20 protein-coding genes and 1 tRNA gene are annotated in these 19,318 nt (G+C 54.0%); 8 read left to right on the top strand and 13 right to left on the bottom strand.

Annotated features, from left to right (window positions below):
- Positions 1-20: 20 nt before the first annotated feature.
- Both dsrB and NP77_RS22880 read right to left on the bottom strand, forming a co-directional pair.
- On the bottom strand, positions 21-215 hold the full coding sequence (gene dsrB, locus NP77_RS09710) for a protein DsrB (RefSeq protein WP_039659969.1): 195 nt from the start codon (positions 213-215) through the stop codon (positions 21-23).
- Between the two features lie 62 nt (positions 216-277).
- Complete coding sequence (locus NP77_RS22880; protein WP_003854456.1) at positions 278-436, bottom strand: YqaE/Pmp3 family membrane protein; 159 nt, start codon at positions 434-436, stop codon at positions 278-280.
- Between the two features lie 316 nt (positions 437-752).
- Between NP77_RS22880 and NP77_RS09700 the strand changes: the two genes are divergently transcribed.
- The 3 genes from NP77_RS09700 to NP77_RS09690 all read left to right on the top strand — a co-directional run bounded on the left by NP77_RS09700 (position 753) and on the right by NP77_RS09690 (position 3,381).
- A complete protein-coding gene (locus tag NP77_RS09700) occupies positions 753-971 on the top strand; it encodes a DUF2525 domain-containing protein (RefSeq protein WP_003854453.1) in 219 nt (72 codons plus the stop codon).
- Positions 972-1,338: 367 nt separating this feature from the next.
- Positions 1,339-2,130, top strand: coding sequence for a mannosyl-3-phosphoglycerate phosphatase-related protein (locus NP77_RS09695; RefSeq protein WP_039659967.1), 792 nt, complete (start codon positions 1,339-1,341; stop codon positions 2,128-2,130).
- A 30-nt stretch (positions 2,131-2,160) separates the two neighbouring features.
- Entirely contained in the window at positions 2,161-3,381 is a 1,221-nt protein-coding gene (locus NP77_RS09690; RefSeq protein WP_003854447.1) for a glycosyl transferase, read from the top strand.
- 85 nt (positions 3,382-3,466) lie between these two features.
- Here NP77_RS09690 and NP77_RS22875 read toward each other — a convergent pair whose 3' ends face one another.
- From NP77_RS22875 to NP77_RS09675, 5 genes are all read right to left on the bottom strand, one after another.
- A complete protein-coding gene (locus tag NP77_RS22875) occupies positions 3,467-3,643 on the bottom strand; it encodes a YodC family protein (protein WP_003854445.1) in 177 nt (58 codons plus the stop codon).
- Between the two features lie 188 nt (positions 3,644-3,831).
- Positions 3,832-3,963, bottom strand: coding sequence for a hypothetical protein (locus NP77_RS23950; RefSeq protein ID WP_003854444.1), 132 nt, complete (start codon positions 3,961-3,963; stop codon positions 3,832-3,834).
- A gap of 33 nt (positions 3,964-3,996) precedes the next feature.
- A complete protein-coding gene (locus tag NP77_RS09685) occupies positions 3,997-4,908 on the bottom strand; it encodes a DUF808 family protein (RefSeq protein ID WP_003854441.1) in 912 nt (303 codons plus the stop codon).
- A gap of 11 nt (positions 4,909-4,919) precedes the next feature.
- Positions 4,920-5,195 carry a hypothetical protein gene (locus tag NP77_RS09680; protein ID WP_003854439.1) on the bottom strand — a complete coding sequence of 92 codons (276 nt, stop codon included), beginning with the start codon at positions 5,193-5,195 and terminating at the stop codon, positions 4,920-4,922.
- A 51-nt stretch (positions 5,196-5,246) separates the two neighbouring features.
- Positions 5,247-5,726 (bottom strand): very short patch repair endonuclease, encoded by a 480-nt coding sequence (locus tag NP77_RS09675; protein ID WP_003854438.1) that lies wholly within the window; start codon positions 5,724-5,726, stop codon positions 5,247-5,249.
- Between the two features lie 190 nt (positions 5,727-5,916).
- Here NP77_RS09675 and dcm point away from each other — a divergent pair, with 190 nt between their 5' ends.
- The gene (gene dcm / locus NP77_RS09670) at positions 5,917-7,293 is read left to right on the top strand and encodes a DNA (cytosine-5-)-methyltransferase (protein WP_039659965.1); all 1,377 of its coding nucleotides are present in this window, start codon (positions 5,917-5,919) and stop codon (positions 7,291-7,293) included.
- A 43-nt stretch (positions 7,294-7,336) separates the two neighbouring features.
- Here the strand turns inward: dcm and NP77_RS09665 are convergent, their stop codons facing one another.
- Complete coding sequence (locus NP77_RS09665) at positions 7,337-7,618, bottom strand: Arc family DNA-binding protein (protein WP_003854433.1); 282 nt, start codon at positions 7,616-7,618, stop codon at positions 7,337-7,339.
- Between the two features lie 71 nt (positions 7,619-7,689).
- A complete protein-coding gene (locus NP77_RS09660) occupies positions 7,690-8,394 on the bottom strand; it encodes a phosphohydrolase (protein WP_003854432.1) in 705 nt (234 codons plus the stop codon).
- Positions 8,395-9,005: 611 nt separating this feature from the next.
- On the opposite strand from NP77_RS09660, the gene NP77_RS09655 reads away from it, so the two are divergent.
- From NP77_RS09655 to NP77_RS09645, 3 genes are all read left to right on the top strand, one after another.
- Complete coding sequence (locus NP77_RS09655) at positions 9,006-9,683, top strand: hypothetical protein (protein ID WP_003854430.1); 678 nt, start codon at positions 9,006-9,008, stop codon at positions 9,681-9,683.
- 171 nt (positions 9,684-9,854) lie between these two features.
- Positions 9,855-10,628: a DgsA anti-repressor MtfA gene (mtfA, locus tag NP77_RS09650; RefSeq protein WP_008926889.1), complete on the top strand. Its 774-nt coding sequence runs from the start codon at positions 9,855-9,857 to the stop codon at positions 10,626-10,628.
- Positions 10,629-10,731: 103 nt separating this feature from the next.
- Positions 10,732-10,807 (top strand) — tRNA-Asn (locus tag NP77_RS09645).
- A 401-nt stretch (positions 10,808-11,208) separates the two neighbouring features.
- On the opposite strand, the gene NP77_RS23650 is transcribed toward NP77_RS09645, so the two are convergent.
- From NP77_RS23650 to NP77_RS09635, 3 genes are all read right to left on the bottom strand, one after another.
- Positions 11,209-11,364, bottom strand: a complete 156-nt coding sequence (locus NP77_RS23650) for a hypothetical protein (RefSeq protein WP_003854427.1) — start codon at positions 11,362-11,364, stop codon at positions 11,209-11,211.
- 140 nt (positions 11,365-11,504) lie between these two features.
- Entirely contained in the window at positions 11,505-12,617 is a 1,113-nt protein-coding gene (locus NP77_RS09640) for a beta-propeller fold lactonase family protein (RefSeq protein ID WP_039659962.1), read from the bottom strand.
- A gap of 193 nt (positions 12,618-12,810) precedes the next feature.
- Positions 12,811-14,220, bottom strand: coding sequence for an EmmdR/YeeO family multidrug/toxin efflux MATE transporter (locus NP77_RS09635; protein ID WP_039659961.1), 1,410 nt, complete (start codon positions 14,218-14,220; stop codon positions 12,811-12,813).
- A 465-nt stretch (positions 14,221-14,685) separates the two neighbouring features.
- Here NP77_RS09635 and NP77_RS09630 point away from each other — a divergent pair, with 465 nt between their 5' ends.
- Positions 14,686-16,140 (top strand): AMP nucleosidase, encoded by a 1,455-nt coding sequence (locus NP77_RS09630; protein ID WP_039659960.1) that lies wholly within the window; start codon positions 14,686-14,688, stop codon positions 16,138-16,140.
- A gap of 1,490 nt (positions 16,141-17,630) precedes the next feature.
- On the opposite strand, the gene NP77_RS09620 is transcribed toward NP77_RS09630, so the two are convergent.
- Positions 17,631-18,929: an NCS2 family permease gene (locus tag NP77_RS09620; protein WP_008926891.1), complete on the bottom strand. Its 1,299-nt coding sequence runs from the start codon at positions 18,927-18,929 to the stop codon at positions 17,631-17,633.
- Between the last annotated feature and the right edge of the window lie 389 nt (positions 18,930-19,318).

Genomic DNA, 19,318 nt, shown 5'->3' with positions numbered 1-19,318 from the left:
TTTTTTATTGCGCCTCAGGTTCAGGCATCGTGGCAAGGCTCTACAAAAATGCCATCCGGCTGGTTTGTTTCATTAAAAAACCAGATACCCAATGGGTAATCTTCCAGCGCCACTAAAAACATAGTGCCTTCATTGAATGGCTCCATAGCCAGAATGTTGCCTGTGCGACGTGGGCCGCCATCGGTTTTAACGCTGACGCGGTCATTTACCTTCATTTCGGTTCTCCAGATAATATCCTGAATACAGTCTAAACGAAGAACCGTGCCAATGCAGCGCGTTACCGGCGGGCAATAACCCAGACGGCGTGAATGATGCCCGGGATATAACCACAGATCGTCAGCAGGATGTTCAGCCAGAATGCGCCGCCAAAACCAACCTGCATAAACACGCCCAGTGGTGGCAGCAATATCGCGATAATAATTCGTAAAATGTCCATGACCATTCCTTTAGGTATTGATAAAAATCAGCTTTATTATCAACTATAGCTGAATATGCTCTGTCAGGACATAAAGTCAGGTAAATCTGAGTAAGGATAAAGTTTTGCAGTATCTTAACGTTTTACCGCAAGATTTCTTACGCGCCTCGCCTATACACTTCCCTGACTGCACCACCCCAATAGGTGCAGCCAACATGCAAGTAACAAGGATTTTGCCCGCGCAGCGCGGGCTTTTTTTTGCCTGAAATTTGCCCGCGCCCGCCTTTCTGCATCAGGTTCTATACTCAATATTCTGTTTGCTCTCAGGAGTCAGAAAATGAAAGACGAAATGCAGCACAGCGAGGGTCAGCCGTCAGATTTACAGGTTGATATCGAGGGTTTACTAACGGCTATTCAGGCCAGAACGTCTGGAGAAATTCGGGAGTATATGGATCAGGACCAGCAGCCACGGCTGGAAGTTGAAGGCCGGGTTTTTCACTCCTACACCGAACTGGCAGAGGCGTTTGAGATCGACATTTCGAATTATCGCGCCTGAGAATTTGATGGCTGAAATCGATTTCAAAAAAATACCCGGCGGGAAGGCCGGGTAAAAAACTCATTCGTTACACCAGGGAATTCTTAACACCTCTGCAGATTACCCTATCCCTGGATTGAAACAAGCATCAGATATGCACATTTTTGCAACATGTCAGACAGATATGGAAAAATGTTACCGGAAACACCGCGCCAGCTGGTCATTGCGCCCCGCACACTTCATGCATCCCTCGGATTATTGCGACCTGGTTTTAAGAATTATCCTGGATTTCGGGCCAATGACGCAGGAAAAAAAGTGTGAGCCATATTCAACTATAATATTGAAAAATCGCCGCTTTAGCCGCGAACGTGATGAAAGGAGCCTGTTAATGCCCGATCTCCACCAGCCGTTAATGGTTATTACCGATCTGGATGGTTCACTACTGGACCATCATACCTATCGCTGGGATGCGGCCACCGAGTGGCTCAACACGCTGAAACACCATGCGGTTCCGCTGGTGATCTGTTCCAGCAAAACAGCCGCCGAAATTATTCCGCTGCAAAAAAGGCTCGGCATCAGCGGTTCGCCGTTTATTTCTGAGAATGGCGCAGTGATACAGACACAGGATCAACAGCGGATTCGCCTGCCTGACAACACGCTGACTTATGACAACCTCTGTCTGCGCCTGGCTGCTTTAAAAAAAGATTTTCGCTTTACCGGTTTTCATGACTTCTCTGATCCGGAAGTTGCCTCAATGACTGGATTAAGCGAAGCGGAATCAGCGCTGTCCCGTCAGCGCGACGCTTCTGAAGTCATTGTCTGGCGCGACAGTGACGAAGCCTTTGATCGTTTTCATGACGCACTACGCGCTCAAGGCCTGGCGCTGACCCAGGGCGGACGTTTCTGGCATGTCCTGCCCGCCGGGAGCGGCAAAGGCGAAGCGCTACGCTGGCTGCTGGATCACTTCCCCGGAGAGACACGCACCACAATCGGCCTGGGCGACGGGCCTAATGATGCGCCGATGCTGGATGCGGTTGATTATGCCGTGGTGATTAAAGGCTACAGTAAAACGCCGGTGACACTCAGCCGGACCAACCCTGCTCAGGTTTATCACACGGCTCATCATGGCCCTGAAGGCTGGCGTGAAGGGCTGGACTATTTTCTGACTCAATCTCAATAAGCTGCCCACGGGCATTAAAAGGATGATGCGATGAGTGACTTTTACCAGAATGGCGTAATCACTAACTTCCACAACCTTACCCACCGCAGTGTGGAGTCGCTGGAAAAAGAGATGGTACGCTTTGCCCGCAAACGCAAAATGGGGCTGATCCTGCCATCGCTATTTTCTGAACTTGAAGGCCCGGCGCTGACAAAAATCGTTGATGAACTGGCTAAAGTGCCTTATCTGGATGAAATCGTGATTGGTCTGGACCGTGCCGACCGCGACCAGTTCCTGTTTGCCCGCGAATTCTTCTCCCGTCTGCCGCAACGGCATCGCATTCTGTGGAACGATGGCCCACGCCTCAAGGCGATCGATGCGGAACTGGATAAAGAGGGTCTGTCACCCACCAATCCGGGTAAAGGCCGCAATGTCTGGTTTTGTACCGGTTATACCCTGGCGTCGGACCGCACCAGCTGTGTGGCATTGCATGACTGCGATATTGTCACCTATGAGCGCGGCATGCTGGCCCGTCTGCTTTACCCGCTGGCAAACCCGGCGTTTCAGTATGAATTCTGTAAAGGGTTCTATGCGCGGGTTGCGGATGGCAAGCTTAATGGCCGCGTAGGCCGTCTTCTGGTCGGGCCGCTGCTGCGCTCGCTGCAGAAAGTCTATGGCCATTCCGAATATCTGGATTATCTGTCGAGCTTCCGCTATCCGCTCTCCGGCGAGTTCGCTATGCGAACCCATGTGCTGAACGGCATTAAAATCCCCGGCGACTGGGGGCTTGAGATTGGTGTGCTGTCAGAGATTTACCGCAACTACACCACCCGTCAGTCGTGCCAGGTGGAAATCGCCGATAATTACGATCACAAGCATCAGCCACTGGCGGAAGATGATGGCACCGGCGGCCTGAAGCGTATGAGCAGCGATATCGTCCAGTCACTGCTGCGTAAGCTCGCCACCATGGGTGTGCCGTTGACCAGCGACTCGTTTCGTGTTTTGAAGGCAACCTATTACCGTAATGCGCTGGATATGATGGAGACCTATAACCACGAAGCGGCGATGAACGGGCTGAAGTTTGATCAGCATGTGGAAGAGGCAGCAGTAGAGATGTTTACCCAGTCCATTCTGGAAGCGGGCCAGGCTTTTATTGAGCGACCTAACGATAAGCCGTTTATACCGAGCTGGAGCCGTGTCCAGTCTGCTTTTCCGGACGTGCTGCAGCGTATCTATCAGGCCGTTGAAGAGGATAACGACGGGAATGTCTGAAACAGGACGGCACAGGGACGTGCCGGGCCATCAATAAACTTTAAGCGGGCCTGGCGGGTCACTGGACCCACAGGCCTGTATGCTATTAGCTCGCCAGTTGCTCAGGATTCAGGGCGCTCAGCTCATCACTACGAAAGGCTTCACTGCGCACAGCATAACCGTCGTACCAGCGGCATTCCACCATGCCACTCGCGAAGCCGGTCACCACCATCGTCTGTCCCTGTTCCTTGTGCTGCACTTCTTCACTGATTGCGAAAACCATATTGCGCTCCTTTGTTTACCTGTGTGTTATTAACCTGAGTGACTATTTTCTTTATAGCAGGCGAAGAAGGTTCCTGCCTGTTAAGGCACGCAAAAAAAGGGCAAATTCGCAATTAATCAGCTGGATATGCGGAAAATAAAAAAAGCGGATAAAAACTTATCCGCTTTGATGAAGTCTTGACGCTGACGTCAGATTTTACAGCCTTCGCAATCGGCTTCGTCGCCGAGATCATCCGGCACTTCGCTGGCTTTTTTCTCCGCTTTCGCTTCAGCCTGCTCAAGTTGTGCGTCGATATCAAATTCAAACATGTCGTCGTTCATCGTCATTCTCCTGACCGTAAATCACAGTGCGCTTTATACCGATTTTCCGCGCACTCTGGCAATAAGGTTAACCACTAACAGCACGATCGACCCAATGATAAAACCAAGCACCAGGTTTGCGCCATTACTCAGGAGCATGGCGATCCAGCCGTTAAAGCCGCTGCTGACTTGCCCGATGAGGTGATGCAGCGGTTCAATGCCATGCACCACGATGCCACCACCCACAAGGAACATCGCGATGGTGCCGACCACTGAAAGAATCTTCATCAACCAGGGCGCTGCAGCCAGCAGCACGCTGCCGATGCCCTGCGCAAGCCGCGAGGTTTTTTCACGCAGCCAGAAGCCAAGGTCATCAATTTTCACGATGGCGGCCACGATGCCGTACACGCCAATGGTGACCAGAATCGCGATGCCCGCCAGAATAATCACCTGGTTAAGCAGCGGTGCGTCCGACACAATCCCTAAGGTAATCGCGACAATTTCAGCAGAGAGAATGAAATCCGTGCGCACCGCCCCTTTGATCTTCTTCTTCTCGAACTCTGCCGCATTCTCTTTAGCCAGTGAGTCAAGTCGCTGCTTGCGCGCTTCCGGTGATTTGCTCTGCTTATCCTGTTGTAGCGTGTGCATGACCTTTTCAACGCCTTCGTAACAGAGATAGGCCCCGCCAATCATCAGCAGCGGCGTGATAAGCCAGGGCGCAAACGCAGAGATGACCAGCGCCATGGGCACCAGGATCAGTTTGTTGAGGAACGAGCCCTTGGCAACGCCCCAGACCACAGGCAGCTCACGATTGGCTTTTACGCCGGTGACCTGCTGTGCATTCAGCGACAGATCGTCGCCCAGTACGCCAGCGGTTTTTTTTGCCGCCACTTTCCCCATGACGGAAATATCGTCCAGAAGTGTTGCAATATCATCAAGTAAAGTCAGTAAACTGGTGCCTGCCAAAATTCTTATCCTTAGTCTGGTTCGTTATGTTGACAACATGGGCAGCGCTCAATTTCCGTAACGGTCATCTCTGCAATGCCCTCACAATCCCACTCCACCCGTACCGTCTCACCTGCTTTGCCTTCAGCATGCAAATATTTGCTGACCGGGCTTTCGGTCATGCCGGTAATCTCCTCCGTGGCAATAAGCCTGTCACCGCAGTAGACCCGCGCAGTCGCTTTGGTGTTAACCATCCGCTCGTCACGAATCTGATAGAGGCGTTTTACCGTCAGTTTTATGCTGCTCATTTAGGCTCCTGGCCACGGAGAAAGCGCAGATCTAACCAATTATGTTCCTGATTAGCAATCAGCGTTGTAATGATGAATACCCTGATGGTCGACCTCGGCACTCTCCGACATCGCCATCAGCCACTCCTCCAGCCGCTCCAGCAGATCCTGATCCGTCAGGCGCAGTTTGCCCCGTAGCGCACACTCCCAGATGATCAGTACTTTCCAGCCGCCCTCCTGCAGCTGGCGCACATAGCGCCGATCACGTTCAACATTGCTGTTGATTTTGCCGGTCCAGAACTCTGTTCGCGTCGCCGGCATCTTAAACAGATAGCAGTGATGGCGATGCCAGAAACAGCCATGAACGAAGATGATTGCCTGCTGTTCTGTCAGAACGAAATCAGGCCGACCCGGCAGGTTTTTATCCTGCACGCGAAAGCTGAATCCCCGGTCTTTCAGCAACAGTGCAATACGTTGCTCAATGGCCGTATCCTGAGCGCGAATAGCACGCATATTTTTGCTGCGCGTTTCGCTGGAGTGAACATCAGCCATAACCTCTCCTTTTTTGCTGGTTCTGTAACTTTAGTCTGCGCCACGAAAAGCGAAAGCTGTCGCCGGATGAGTTCGGAGAGTATGCCGCAAAAACAGAACTTTCCGGGGCGCTGGCACGGGGCACATCCCGGCAATTTCCTCATAGCGTCTGGAGTGATAGCATAGGCGCCTTACTGTTAAGGAAAAACGCATGCATTCCGCCGCTCTCGCTGCCCCACTCTCTGCTGCACCCTCATCTGCTGACGCGTCTGAGCTTGTTCAGCAGGTGCTGGCAATCTATTCAGTTCGTGATCTTACGGCCCGCCTGCATCAGGCAGGGTTTTCCTGCTGGACGCCATCACTGCTGAACCGGATCCGTCAGGGTAAAAGCGCCTTGCCGCCGTTGTGCGAGGCGGAGCTGTCGCTGCTGCAAAGTCTGCTGCCGACCCGACCGGCCCATTATGATAATCCTGAGTTTCGTTTCATCGATCTTTTTGCCGGGATTGGCGGCATTCGTAAAGGATTCGAGGCAATTGGCGGCAAGTGCGTCTTCACCAGTGAATGGAATAAAGAGGCGGTTCGCACTTACAAAGCCAATCACTACAGCGATCCGCTGGAACATCACTTTAATACCGATATCCGTCAGGTTACCCAGCCGGAAGGTCTGACCGATGACGACGCGATTTACCGCGCGATTGATGCGGCGATCCCTGATCACCAGGTACTGCTGGCGGGTTTTCCCTGTCAGCCCTTTTCGCTGGCGGGCGTCAGCAAGAAAAATGCGATGGGACGCGCGCACGGTTTTGAGTGTCAGGTGCAGGGCACGCTGTTTTTCGATGTCGCCCGTATTCTGGCCGCCAAGAAACCGCCCTTCTTTGTGCTGGAGAATGTGAAAAACCTTAAGAGCCATGATAAAGGCCGCACCTTCGCCATTATCATGGAGACGCTGGATGAGCTGGGCTATGACGTGGCCGATGCCGGAGCCGGTAGCCCGGACGCCAAAGTGATCGACGCGCGTCACTTTCTGCCACAGCATCGCGAACGCATTGTGCTGGTGGGTATCCGCCGCGACCTGAAGAAGCAGGACTTTACGCTACGCGACATCCGGCGTTTCTATCCGGCGCAGGTGCCCAGCCTGCAGAGCCTGCTGGAGCGCGCGCCAGACGACAAATATATTCTGTCGCCGGTGTTATGGCGCTACCTCTACCAGTATGCAAAAAAACACAAAGCGAAAGGCAATGGCTTTGGTTTTGGTCTTAACGATCCGCGTAATCCTGATTGCTGCGTGCGAACGCTGTCGGCGCGGTACTATAAAGATGGCTCAGAAATTCTGATTGACCGCGGCTGGGATAGCGCTGTTGGCGAAGCAGCGTTTCAGGATGCAGACAATATGGCACGACGGCCCCGTCGTCTCTCCCCGCGCGAGTGCGCCCGTCTGATGGGCTTCGATGTGCCTGGCCGTGAGCCGTTCCGCATTCCGGTCTCGGACACGCAGGCTTATAAACAGTTTGGGAACTCGGTGGTTGTGCCGGTGTTTGCGGCAGTCGCGCAGCTGCTGCTGCCACATATACGTCAGCTGAAATCGTAATGGTTCTGAAATAAAAAAACCCGTCCTGCGACGGGTTTCTGTTTTATTTCTTCTTCTTGCTCTGTTTCTTGAGCAGCAGACGAATCTGCTTCAACTCGCTGGCGCTCAATCCATCGGATTTCACGTCAGTGGCACCTGATCCCTCAGTCCCCTCTTCGGTGATGTCCTGATTATCAATCGCCGGATGGGGATGCGTTTCCAGACTGGCCTGCAAACGTTGCACAATTTCCTGACTCATTGAAATCTGGTTTTCCAGCGCCAGCTGTTTAATCGTTTCTTTCAACTCAGGATCAATTTTAATTGTTAAATTAACAGTTTCGGTCATCGGGCAGCTCCTTTTTGTTATCGCTACACGCTACCGGATGCCCGTTTCGATTAATATACTGTCATAAAAATTTAATATTCAGTTTTCAATGGGGTGAAGTCACGCAGTACGCCCTCATCCAGCCCTACCAGATTGCCCTGCAGTTCGGCATAAAGTTTCGCCATGTAGCGCACCAGGAAATCGGCGTTATGCTCAGCTAACATGCGGCCGGTTTCGGTATGCATGGTTTCCGGCAGGCGCAACAGCTTCTTCTGGAAATGGTCCAGCGTCCACTTAACATCATTCAGCTCGCGATCTCTGCCCAGCGGGTCCTGACTGTCAAATAACGGGCGATTCAGCGCACCCGCCGTGTAAAAAACGCGCGCCAGTCCGATTGCGCCCAGTGACTCCAGCCGGTCAGCATCCTGGACGATTTTAGCTTCCAGTGTCTGAGGCGGTATGCCAGCACTGAAACTGTGAGTTTTAACGGCATGCATCACCGCATCAATCTTCTCAGCAGGGAAATCGAGAAAGTCCTGCTGCAGAATGCGCTGGGTTTCCGTGGCGGCATAGGTTGAGGCGAGATGACGTTCCGGATGATTTTTTGGCAGATTAACCACATCGTGAAAATAACAGGCGGTGAGCACTACCAATGGATCAGCGGGTGTACCCGTCATGATTCGCTGCGCGCTCATCCAGACGCGCCGTAAATGGGCAATATCGTGCGCGCCGTCGTCGTGGATCCAGTTCGCCTGAAACCAGCTTTCATAGCGAGATTGCCAGAGTGTGAGTGACATAGTCTATCTCCCTGTAGTGACCGACAGCAGATTCTCTGTCGTGTTCAGTGCACGAACGGCAAGCCATCATAGCGACTGGCTAATGACACTTTTTTTACAGTGCTGTTGAAAAGAGCGGCGCTGCCAGTTTTTCGGGCAGAAAAATGAGATCTGGATCATCTGTATAGCATCTCTGTTACACAATAACCGCAATTTCGGCGGTTTTCAGCCTTTCCTCAGTGAATTGCTGCTAAGAAAATTAGTTTAACAGCTGTAATGTTTTGTCGATGTTTAACCGATAATACAGACCCTGTTTAACTTTTTTTTGTCACGTGTTTAATTGTAAAACTGTGCACAAAAGCAGGCGAAAAAGTCTGAAAAGGTTCCTATTTTTATCGTTATAACGTACTGTATCCGGGCTAATCGTCGTGTTGCGTCCATGATATCTAAAGCGTTGGTGCGCTTTTTGCATTTTGCGTTTTTTTAATACCCAACGTGACAACTTTAAAGTGACTGTCAGGCGACAAATTATTAAGCAAAATGATTTAAAGCTTTTATGATGACTCTGAGATGTGACGTGAATGGATGTTTACAGCAGTAACCGGGTTCTACTAATAAAAAAGAGGTAATCAATGAAAGAACGGCCGATTCTTTTTTCCGAACAGCGTGTTCGTGCCCTGTTGGTTGGCCAGCAAACGCAAACCCGGCGCATTATGAAAACTCAGGCTTTCGGTCCGGGACAGGATCATCACGAGGGCGTGCACGCCTTCGATGTGAGTGCTAACCATCTGCACGGCTACAAAATGATGTCGATGGCTGACATCAGCTATCAATGCCCCTATGGCAAACCGGGTGACATACTCTGGGTGCGTGAAACCTGGCGTGGCCCAATGGTGCCAGAGAGCGATCTGGCCGAATATGAACGTGACCCGACGCCGTTTCGCCTGCCGGAATATTGCCAGTATCGGGCCGACAGTAATGAGCTGGGTCAGCATGCACTGAGTACGCCAGAGGCCGAAGAGTTTGGCTGGCAGACCGCCATCCATATGCCTCGCTGGGCCAGCCGTATCAACCTCGAAATTACCGGCGTCCGCGCGGAGAAAATTCAGGACATCAGTGAAGATGACATCCGGGCAGAGGGCGTACAGACCGATTCGCACTTCCTGAATAACTTCTTCACCATGAACGCCAACTCAGAATCGCCTAAAGAGGCGTATCGCAAAGCCTGGGAAAAACAGTACGGCGCGACCAGCTGGGAAGTGAATCCCTGGGTCTGGGTCATTGAATTTCAGCGCATCGAACGCAACTAATGCTTTAGCCCTGCGCTTTGCGGGTTGAATCACAGACAACGGTCGCGCTAACGGGTTGAATAGACAGCCTTCAGCCCTGTAGCCAGCAACTGGTGCCAGCATTCGATGCTGGCATTTTTATATCTGCCGCGTCAGGATAGTGAAATAGTCCGATTCTGTGCGGGAGTTGCGATGTTTAAATGGCCCTGGAAAACGCATGACGACATGCTGGCTACATTACCGTGGCAGCAGGGTCTGGCACAGCCGGTATTCAGCCTGCTCAGCAATGACGAGCAACAGGCGTTGGTTGAGCTGGCAAAGCGCTTTCTGCAGCAGAAAAAACTGGTGCCTCTCGAGGGTGCACAGCTTGATGAACTGCGCAGCGTGCGCATCGCCCTGCTCTTTTCTCTGCCTGTCCTGAAGCTGGGTCTGGAGTGGCTGGACGGTTTTCACGATGTGCTGATCTATCCCGAGCCATTCGAGGTCGACGATCACTGGCAGGATGAGCATGGGCTGGTTCACAGTGCGCCTGCCGTTCACTCAGGACAGAGCTGGACACAGGGACCGGTAGTCCTCAACTGGCTGGATATTCAGGACTCCTTTGACCTCTCCGGCTTTAATCTGGTTATTCATGAGGTGGCACATAAGCTGGATGCGCGCGGCAGTGGTTACACCAGCGGTGTTCCGGTGATACCGCTGCGAGACGTGGCGCAGTGGGAAAAGGATTTGCGTGCCGCGATGGCAGAAATTGAGAGTGAGGTCGAGCTGGTGGGCGAACAGGCTGCCACTATTGATCCTTATGCCGCCAGCGATCCGGCTGAGTGCTTCGCTGTGCTCTCAGAATATTTCTTTACGGCCCCGGTTCTGCTGGCAGAACGCTTTCCCGCCATGTATCAGCATCTGCGACAGTTTTATCAGCAGGATCCGCTGACCCGGATCGCTACTGACACGGCGCAAACTGCTTAAATCCCGATCGCTTTGCGTTAAACCTAGCCAGTTGAATGATAATGTATTTTTTGCTGTTGACACCTTAGAGCGACGCCGTTAATATTCGCCTCGTTCAAACGATTCCTCTGTAGTTCAGTCGGTAGAACGGCGGACTGTTAATCCGTATGTCACTGGTTCGAGTCCAGTCAGAGGAGCCAGAATTAGAGAAAGCAGATATCTTCGGATATCTGCTTTTTTGCTTTATACCCGTTGGATATCCCTTCCTTCATATTTATCCCCTTTCAATTAAAAACACGTCATCCCACACCCTTTTTCAGATATGCATTTTGGCAATGGTTGTTCCATTTCATTATTGGCCAATAAGCGGTAGATGCCGTTATGGCACAAACTTGTCTCAAAGAAAAAACGCCGGGCTTTTTAGATCTGAGATTGATACTCGTGGCGTAAGAGACGTTCAGGAGACGTCATTATTGTTTTGCCTGAGTGCATTTTTGCCAAATTGAACCTCTACTCATCAACGGACTCAGCCTCTCAATCCCCTTGCGTAAAAAAGCCCGCTCAGATTACGGGTCTTCAAACACACAAAACACAACAACCACTATTTTTCATGATAGCGATGCACAGCCGGATAATATTCCAGCCCATACAGCTGGCTCAGCGGCAGCAGCAGCTCGACATTGATATCATGCCCATGCTGACTCACTCCGGGGCCACTCAGCAGCTGTTCAAACCAGGCTATCAGTTTCTGTTTCATCTCAGGTTCTCCGCATCGGTTGATGCCCTGAGTAAACCTGTTTGTGCGCGCAATCTGAAGCAAAAATTTCTGCGCTGCTTATGCCGGAGATGGCATAAGCAGCCTGCCCGGCTGATTAGTCAGCGCCAGAAACAGGTCTGTTACTGCGTAATCAGCGTCACCCAGTTCGCGCCTTTACCAGCAGGTGCTTCAGCGACCCGTTTCAGTTCGCCGCTGGCAGGATCGATAGCGTAACTGCCAATCACGGCACTCTTCTCGCCGCTGACGATCAGCCATTTGCCCTTTGCATCGATAGCTATACTGCGCGGCTGTTTTTCAACCGGCCAGCTGCCGATTAGCGTTAACTCACCGGATTGTTTATCCACCCGGTAGCCGCTGACGGTGCTGGAGGTGCGCTCGGTCACGTAGATAAATTGCCCATCCGGCGTAATTTTGATGTCTGCCGCCCAGATGCGCGGTGTCGGATCGCTGTAACCCGCCGGGCGCTGCTCGCCATGCTGCAGGTTATATTTCTTAACCACCGCATTTGGCCAGCGTTTCAGCTCTGACAGCGAGCCATCCGCTGCACGTCGGAATTGCGTGATGGTGCCGCTCATCTCCGCGAGGTTGTAGAGAAAACGATTATCTGGCGAAATCACGGAATGTCGTGCGCCGCTGTTTTTCTCGCCCTGAACAAAACCGGTGCCCAGTGGCGTGATGGCCCCGTCACTGGCAAAGGTATATTGCAGCACCCGATCCGCGCCAAGATTGCCAACGTAGAGTGAATGGTTAGTGACGTCGGTAATTACGGAATGGGCATGGGGCCCGGTTTTCACTTCGCCCGTGACCTGCGCGGTCACAATCCCTTTGTCATCAATCCGGTTGCTGGTGACGATATCGCTGTCATAGGAGGCGGCCAGCAGATAGCGTCCGCTCTTATCAGTGGTAATCCACGGGAAGCTAGCTGCAACCGGCGTTACCGCCAGTTTCTGCAAATCACCCTGCGGCCCGGTAACGCGCCAGCTGATGATCGAATAAGGCGGACTGCGCAGCGCACCATAGAGATGTTTACCATCCGGGCTGGCCGCCAGCGGCATGATTTTTTTTCCGGCCGGCGTATCGCCCCACCATTTCAGGCTGCCGTTCGCCTCACTGAGCTGATAGCGGGAAACGGTGCCGGATTCAGCATTCGACACATAGACAAAGGTTGTCGCCCACAGCGGGCAGCTACACAGCAGCGGCAGAAGTGCCAGCGCCGTTTTGAGACGGATCATAGGGTCACCTTGATAAGTAATCTCTGCGTCAGTGCGCAGCAGGCATTACGCTAACCCCGTCTGATGAGGCTGGCTTTGTGCAACTGTCTGAATTTAGGACCAGAAGTCTGGAGATGTGACGGAGATGTTATTTTTTGGGGCGGGAATGAGATTTAACGCCTCCCCCAGAATCAGGGAAGGCGTAAGCAGAACGCTAACCGGTTTTGGCGATCATCTTCCGGTAGCGATCGAGCCACTTACCGCTATTGAGCCGCCACCAGAAGAAGATGCCGCGCACCGTCCAGTCGAGGAACATCCCCAGCCAGACACCGGTGACGCCCATCCCAAGCACAATGCCGAGCAGATAACCGGCCACCACACGGGCGCACCACATGCTGAACATTGAGACATACATGGTGTAACGCGCATCACGCGCGCCCTTAAGTCCGGCGGGCAGCACCCAGGACGCGGCCCATAGCGGCATAAAGAGCGCGTTAAGCCAGAGCAGGTGCTTCGTTACGTTTATCACCTCCGGATCGCTGGTATAGAAGCGGGCCAGTAACCCGGCCAGCGGTACGGTCAACAGCGCTATCGCACTCAGACATGCCGTCGCCAGCCAGAAAACATGCCGCACCTGGCGTTCCGCCTGGAACACCTGATTCCGGCCTAATCGTGTGCCGGTAATAATGGTGGATGCAGAGCCCAGCGCATTGCCCGGCAGGTTGATCAGGGATGCAACAGAGAACGCGATGAAGTTACCGGCAATTTCACTGGTGCCCATCCCTGCCACAAAGACCTGGGTCAGGAGTTTGCCGCCGTTGAACAACACAGACTCGATACTGGCAGGCACACCTATGCCTAAAACTTCCATCAGGATGCTGCTGTTCCAGCGCCGGAAATAGCTCGATAGCGTGATTTTCAGCGAGGCGTTAAAGCCGATCATCAGCACGTAAATCACCGCGATCGCCCCGATATAGCGGGTGATGGTAAGTCCGAGTCCGGCCCCGATAAAGCCTAAACCGTCCCACGAGAAGCAGCCATAAATCAGCACGCTACTGATGATGATGTTCAGGATGTTCATGCCGCCGTTAATCAGCATCGGAATTTTGGTGTTGCCTGCACCGCGCAGCGCCCCGCTGCCGATCAGTGTGATGGCCGCAGCCGGATAGCTCCAGGCGGACGTCTGCAGATAGCTCAGCGCCAGTTCTTTCACTTTGGGATCGGCTGCACCGGCGATCGCATCGACAATCAAATGGCCCCAGAACTCAATGGCGATCACCAGCACAAAGGCGAGTATCGTCATCATAGCCAGCGACTGTCGCGTGGCGGCGCGGGCGCGCTTCCCGTTGCGTTTTGCCAGGCTGAATGCCACCACCACCGTGGTGCCGAGATCGATGGCGGCAAAGAATGAGATGATCACCATGTTGAAGCTGTCAGCCAGGCCCACGCCTGCCATCGCTTCTTTACCCAGCCAGCTGACCAGGAAGGTGCTCAGAACGCCCATCAACAACACACAGGCGTTCTCGAAGAAGATAGGCACTGCCAGTGGCGATATTTCACGCCAGTAGAGCGTGCGATAAGAGCGGCGTTTTGGATACCACGCCGTGCGCCTGATCGCCTGCATCACTGCTACGCCGGGATTTTGCAAAGGATTACCAAATCAGAAGTGACTGGATAGGAGATCTAATGATGATAGGGGGCTGAGAAATATGCAAAGTCTTTCCGGCGCAAATTAATCATGGTTACAAACTTTTTAATCCCGTTACGGCAGATTCTGCCTCACCGCCCTGTCCGCTGTAGCAATTCTGATTATTTACCTGACGTTATGATCGATTACCGCCGGCTTGCATAAGGCTGCTTTACGGCGCATTCGTCATCCGTAACGCAGTTAATGACGGCTAATCATCCTGTCTGATAGTAAAGATTTACTTAACGGACCTCAGTGCGACTGACTCATCCTTAAAACCGTACTGCTCAGATTTCCCGCTTTGTTAGCGCGTAAAATCAGCAATCACAGATTCTTCACCAATCTCTGCAGCAAACCCGCTAAGCTTGGGGCAAATTGCGGAAAAAAATGGAAGGAGAAACCATGCCGACACTACGGAAAAACCTGACCAGCCAGCAGGCGCTGGATGAACTTGAACGCCTCTACGACAGTGCCGTTGATGCGCTGCGTGCGGCGATTAAAGTCTTCACCGAAAACGGCACGCTGCCGGATGAGGCCGATCGGGCAGCGGGACTGTTTGTCTACCCCGAGCTGCGCATCACCTGGCACGGCGAAGGCCCGCAGCAGAACCGCACACGTGCCTGGGGACGTTTTACCCACACCGGCAGTTACAGCACTACCGTCACCCGTCCGGCGTTGCTGCGTCACTATATTGCGGAACAGCTGGCAATGCTGGAGAAGGAGTATCAGCTGGAGATTGACGTGGTGCCGTCCAGCCAGGAGATCCCCTATCCTTACGTGATCGACGGCTCCGATCTGTCACTGGATCGTACCATGAGTGCCGGTATTGCACGCCACTTCCCGACCACCGAGCTGTCACAGATTGGCGATGAGACCGCCGACGGTCTGTTCCACGCTGACGCCAAATTCCCGCTGTCGCATTTTGACGCACTGCGCACCGACTTCTCGCTGGCCCGCCTGCGTCATTACACCGGCACCAGCGTGGAGCACTTCCAGCCGTTTGTGCTGTTCACTAACTACACCCGTTATGTTGACGAGTTTGTGCGCTGGGCGATTGAGCAGGTACGCGATCCCAATACCCCTTACGACAGCCTGGCCTGTGCCGGCGATGTAGTGCTGACCTCGGACACCGCCGACAGTGAGTCGATGCTTTCTGATCTGGCGTGGAAGAAGCACCAGATGCCAGCCTGGCATCTGACTTCGCCGAATCGCCGTGGTATTACGTTGATCAATATCGGCGTCGGCCCGTCGAATGCTAAAACCATCTGCGATCATCTCGCGGTAATGCGCCCTCACGCCTGGCTGATGATTGGTCACTGTGGCGGTCTGCGTGAGAGCCAGCGAATTGGCGATTACGTGCTGGCCCACGCCTATCTGCGTGACGATCACGTGCTCGACAGCGTGCTTCCGCCAGACATCCCGGTGCCTAGCATTGCCGAAGTGCAGCGCGCGCTCTACGACGCCACAAAAGCTGTGAGTAATATGCCTGGCGAAGAGGTGAAGCAGCGTCTGCGTACTGGCACCGTGGTGACCACTGACGATCGCAACTGGGAGTTACGTTACTCCGCGTCGGCTCTGCGCTTTAACCTGAGCCGCGCCGTCGCAGTCGATATGGAGAGCGCCACTATTGCCGCGCAGGGTTATCGCTTCCGTGTGCCGTATGGCACGCTGCTGTGCGTTTCGGATAAGCCGCTGCACGGCGAGATTAAGCTGCCTGGTCAGGCGAACCGCTTCTACGAAGGGGCGATTTCGGAGCATCTGCAGATTGGCATTCATGCGGTTGAGTTGCTGCGCGCCGAGGGTGATAAGTTGCATTCGCGTAAGTTGCGGACGTTTAATGAGCCGCCTTTCAGGTAAGTTTTTCGCCGCTGGCGAGGGGGGGATGTTCGCTGCGCGAACGGGCTAAGGTGCACGCAGGTGGCTGAGGTGTTCGCTGCGCGAACGGGCTATGAGAGGGTTTCGTTCGCCTGGTGAGCTGGCCAGTTTCAGTTACGCCTCTGCAGGCGACCAACAAGGGGGCGCCAGTCGCCGCGCCCCCTTGACCCCGGGCTCCGGCCTGCTTCACCGCCGCTTCGCGGTTCCTTCGCTTCTTCCGGATTTCTTACGGACCGGCGGGACGCGCCATCCCTGGCGCGAACCCGCCTCTTCGCGGCATCCCTGCCGCTCTTCCTGAAATCCCTCATCCGCTCAGCGGCTCTGACGGCCTCCTTCCCCGCTTTTATCTCTTCTTTTTGTACTGGGTACGTCATCGCTGTAAGTCTGAAGGATTATCTGTGTCTCTCTGCCGGGCAGGAAGAATGGCCTTCTACCCTCGCTGATATCGCTTATTTTTGTGTTGGGTATGTCACCGGTGCAAGTCTGAAGGATTGCCTGCGGTTTTGGCCTGCCAGGAAGAATGCACTTCCACCCTATCTACTTTTATCTCTTCTTTTTGTGTTGGGTAAGTAATTGCTGCGAGTCTGAAGGATTGCCTGCGGTTTTAAGCCTGGCAGGAAGAATGGCTCTTCACCCTATCAAATGTTGCCTCTTCTTTTTAATGCTGGTGCATTGCCGCTGATGGTTTTCAAAATTAGCTTTGGCTTTCAAACCACCAGACAACGCTATGTCCGATAAAAACCAGGATATTAAAGGCGGGGGTTTACCTGAGGCATCCGAAGCGCTGAGGAACAACCGGAGGCAAGGATGAGCCGACAGGACGTCGGCGAAAGGACGGAACGCGCCAGGGAAGGCGCGTCCGGACGGTCCGCAGGCCGCAGGGCGTGACGAAGGGACCCCGCAACGCGGGGCGCGCAGGCTGCCGGACGCCGGGATTGTTAAGGGCCGGGCGTACGCCCCTTAACGCGTCCGCCTGCACGGACAACCTGAAACTCCCCACCGCCTGGCGGGCGTAACCTGCTCAGTGGGCAGGCACCGCGCAACGTAACATTGTCATAGCAGGCCCGCTGCAAAGCGAAACCAGTGCAGCTCTTCCCCCGCTTTCAGCGGCCTGAACTCCCCCACCGGGCAGGAAACCCACCGGCTGGGGTTTCCCCGAGGCATCCGAAGCGCTGAGGAACAACCGGAGGCAAGGATGAGCCGACAGGACGTCGGCGAAAGGACGGAACGCGCCAGGGATGGCGCGTCCGGACGGTCCGCAGGCCGCAGGGCGTGACGAAGGCACCCCGCAAGGCGGGGCGCGCAGGCTGCCGGACGCCGGGATTGTTAAGGGGCGGGCGTTCGCCCCTTGACGCGTCCGCCTGCACGGGCAACCTGAAACTCCCCACCGCCTGGCGGGCGTAACCTTCTCAGCGTAACCCGCTCAGCGCCAGCCCGCCGCAAGGCGTAACATCCCTGCCGCCAGGCAACAGCTAAGCACTCAGCCATCCCAGCTTAATCACAAACAGAATCGACAGAATCACCAGCGCCGCATTTATCTCTTTCACACGACCGCTCAGCAACTTCACCAGCGTCCAGGTAATGAAACCAAACGCAATGCCGTTAGCAATAGAATAAGTCAGCGGCATGGTCAACGCAGTCACGGTGACTGGCGCAGCGGTAGTAATATCTTTCCAGTCAATATCAGCCAGACCGGATGTCATCAGCACAGCCACAAACAGCAGCGCAGGTGCGGTGGCATAGACCGGCACGCTGGAAGCCAGCGGCGAGAAGAACAGCGCCAGCAGGAACAGCACACCTACTACGATCGCCGTCAGGCCGGTACGGCCTCCAGCACTCACACCCGCCGCCGATTCCACATAACTGGTGGTGGTCGAGGTGCCGAGCAGCGAACCAAACAGTGCAGCGGCACTGTCGGCAATCAGCGCACGGCCCATCTTCGGCACGTTACCCTGCTCATCAGCCAGACCGGCACGTTTGGTCACGCCCAGCAGTGTGCCGGTGTTATCAAACACATCGACAAACAGGAAGGCAAAAATCACGCTGACCAGGCCAACGTTAAATGCCCCGGCAATATCAAGCTGCAAAAAGGTCGGTGCAATCGATGGCGGAGCTGAGAAAACGCCCGCGAACGGCGACAGGCCAATGCCCATGGAGATAAAGGTCACCAGCAGAATGCCGATCAGCACCGCACCGGTTACGCGGCGTGCTTCCAGCACCACGATCACCACAAAGCCCAGCATTGCCAGCAGCGGGCCGGGTTTAGTCAGATCGCCAATACCCACCAGCGTCGCCGGGTTATCAACCACGATGCCTGCCCCTTCCAGCGCAATAATTGCCAGAAACAGCCCGATACCAGCGCCAATCCCGGCACGCAGCGGCAGCGGGATACTGGCAATAATCCACTCACGAATCTTAAACAGTGACATCGCAAAGAAAATCACTGCTGAGAGAAACACCGCACCCAGCGCAATCTGCCACGTGTAGCCCATATGCAGCACCACGGTATAGGTGAAGAAAGCGTTCAGTCCCATACCCGGCGCCAGCGCAATCGGATAGTTGGCAATCAGCCCCATCAGCACACAACCAATCGCCGCCGCCAGACAGGTCGCGACAAATACCGCGCCCTTGTCCATGCCGGTTGCGCCCAGAATGCTCGGGTTCACAAACAGAATATAAGCCATCGCCAGGAAGGTGGTGATCCCGGCGATAATCTCGGTACGAACCGTCGTGTTATGTGCTTTGAGTTTGAATAGTTTTTCTAACATCATCATCTCTCGATACAGGAGACAGGAGTCTCACTTGCCAAAGGGGTTTGCATGCTGATTTATTCTGTTTCCGGTACATTGTCCTGGCCGCTGCATACTTGCTTGCCAGAACCGCCTGAAATCCCTGTGTAACCTGTTGGCCTAAGCAATTGCCATGCCACCTGCCGACGCAATCGATTACCTGGCAGAGCCGGCCACGCCTAAGAAGATTCCGAATCAAAACAGGGCGCGATTATGGTGCAATGCACCGATTCCGCGCAATCGTTTTCCTGCGGCAAATGCGTCACCCTGAAAAACTCTGCGCCAGCGCACGCTTCCGCACTCTCACAGGCGAAGCTGGTCACGTTTCAGCACGCTGCCTCAGCAACCATTTCTGGCCTGTGTAGACTCCA

This window comes from Pantoea sp. MBLJ3 (assembly GCF_000816655.1).
Taxonomy (GTDB): domain Bacteria; phylum Pseudomonadota; class Gammaproteobacteria; order Enterobacterales; family Enterobacteriaceae; genus Pantoea; species Pantoea eucalypti.
This window is presented reverse-complemented; position numbering and strand designations above follow the sequence as displayed.

What these genes read in the sequence shown, in the direction of transcription:
- dsrB (WP_039659969.1), bottom strand. Translation starts at nt 215, where the DNA reads ATGAAGGTAAATGACCGCGTCAGCGTTAAAACCGATGGCGGCCCACGT.
- NP77_RS22880 (WP_003854456.1), bottom strand. Translation starts at nt 436, where the DNA reads ATGGACATTTTACGAATTATTATCGCGATATTGCTGCCACCACTGGGC.
- NP77_RS09700 (WP_003854453.1), top strand. Translation starts at nt 753, where the DNA reads ATGAAAGACGAAATGCAGCACAGCGAGGGTCAGCCGTCAGATTTACAG.
- NP77_RS09695 (WP_039659967.1), top strand. Translation starts at nt 1,339, where the DNA reads ATGCCCGATCTCCACCAGCCGTTAATGGTTATTACCGATCTGGATGGT.
- NP77_RS09690 (WP_003854447.1), top strand. Translation starts at nt 2,161, where the DNA reads ATGAGTGACTTTTACCAGAATGGCGTAATCACTAACTTCCACAACCTT.
- NP77_RS22875 (WP_003854445.1), bottom strand. Translation starts at nt 3,643, where the DNA reads ATGGTTTTCGCAATCAGTGAAGAAGTGCAGCACAAGGAACAGGGACAG.
- NP77_RS23950 (WP_003854444.1), bottom strand. Translation starts at nt 3,963, where the DNA reads ATGAACGACGACATGTTTGAATTTGATATCGACGCACAACTTGAGCAG.
- NP77_RS09680 (WP_003854439.1), bottom strand. Translation starts at nt 5,195, where the DNA reads ATGAGCAGCATAAAACTGACGGTAAAACGCCTCTATCAGATTCGTGAC.
- NP77_RS09675 (WP_003854438.1), bottom strand. Translation starts at nt 5,726, where the DNA reads ATGGCTGATGTTCACTCCAGCGAAACGCGCAGCAAAAATATGCGTGCT.
- dcm (WP_039659965.1), top strand. Translation starts at nt 5,917, where the DNA reads ATGCATTCCGCCGCTCTCGCTGCCCCACTCTCTGCTGCACCCTCATCT.
- NP77_RS09665 (WP_003854433.1), bottom strand. Translation starts at nt 7,618, where the DNA reads ATGACCGAAACTGTTAATTTAACAATTAAAATTGATCCTGAGTTGAAA.
- NP77_RS09660 (WP_003854432.1), bottom strand. Translation starts at nt 8,394, where the DNA reads ATGTCACTCACACTCTGGCAATCTCGCTATGAAAGCTGGTTTCAGGCG.
- NP77_RS09655 (WP_003854430.1), top strand. Translation starts at nt 9,006, where the DNA reads ATGAAAGAACGGCCGATTCTTTTTTCCGAACAGCGTGTTCGTGCCCTG.
- mtfA (WP_008926889.1), top strand. Translation starts at nt 9,855, where the DNA reads ATGTTTAAATGGCCCTGGAAAACGCATGACGACATGCTGGCTACATTA.
- NP77_RS23650 (WP_003854427.1), bottom strand. Translation starts at nt 11,364, where the DNA reads ATGAAACAGAAACTGATAGCCTGGTTTGAACAGCTGCTGAGTGGCCCC.
- NP77_RS09640 (WP_039659962.1), bottom strand. Translation starts at nt 12,617, where the DNA reads ATGATCCGTCTCAAAACGGCGCTGGCACTTCTGCCGCTGCTGTGTAGC.
- NP77_RS09635 (WP_039659961.1), bottom strand. Translation starts at nt 14,220, where the DNA reads ATGCAGGCGATCAGGCGCACGGCGTGGTATCCAAAACGCCGCTCTTAT.
- NP77_RS09630 (WP_039659960.1), top strand. Translation starts at nt 14,686, where the DNA reads ATGCCGACACTACGGAAAAACCTGACCAGCCAGCAGGCGCTGGATGAA.
- NP77_RS09620 (WP_008926891.1), bottom strand. Translation starts at nt 18,929, where the DNA reads ATGATGTTAGAAAAACTATTCAAACTCAAAGCACATAACACGACGGTT.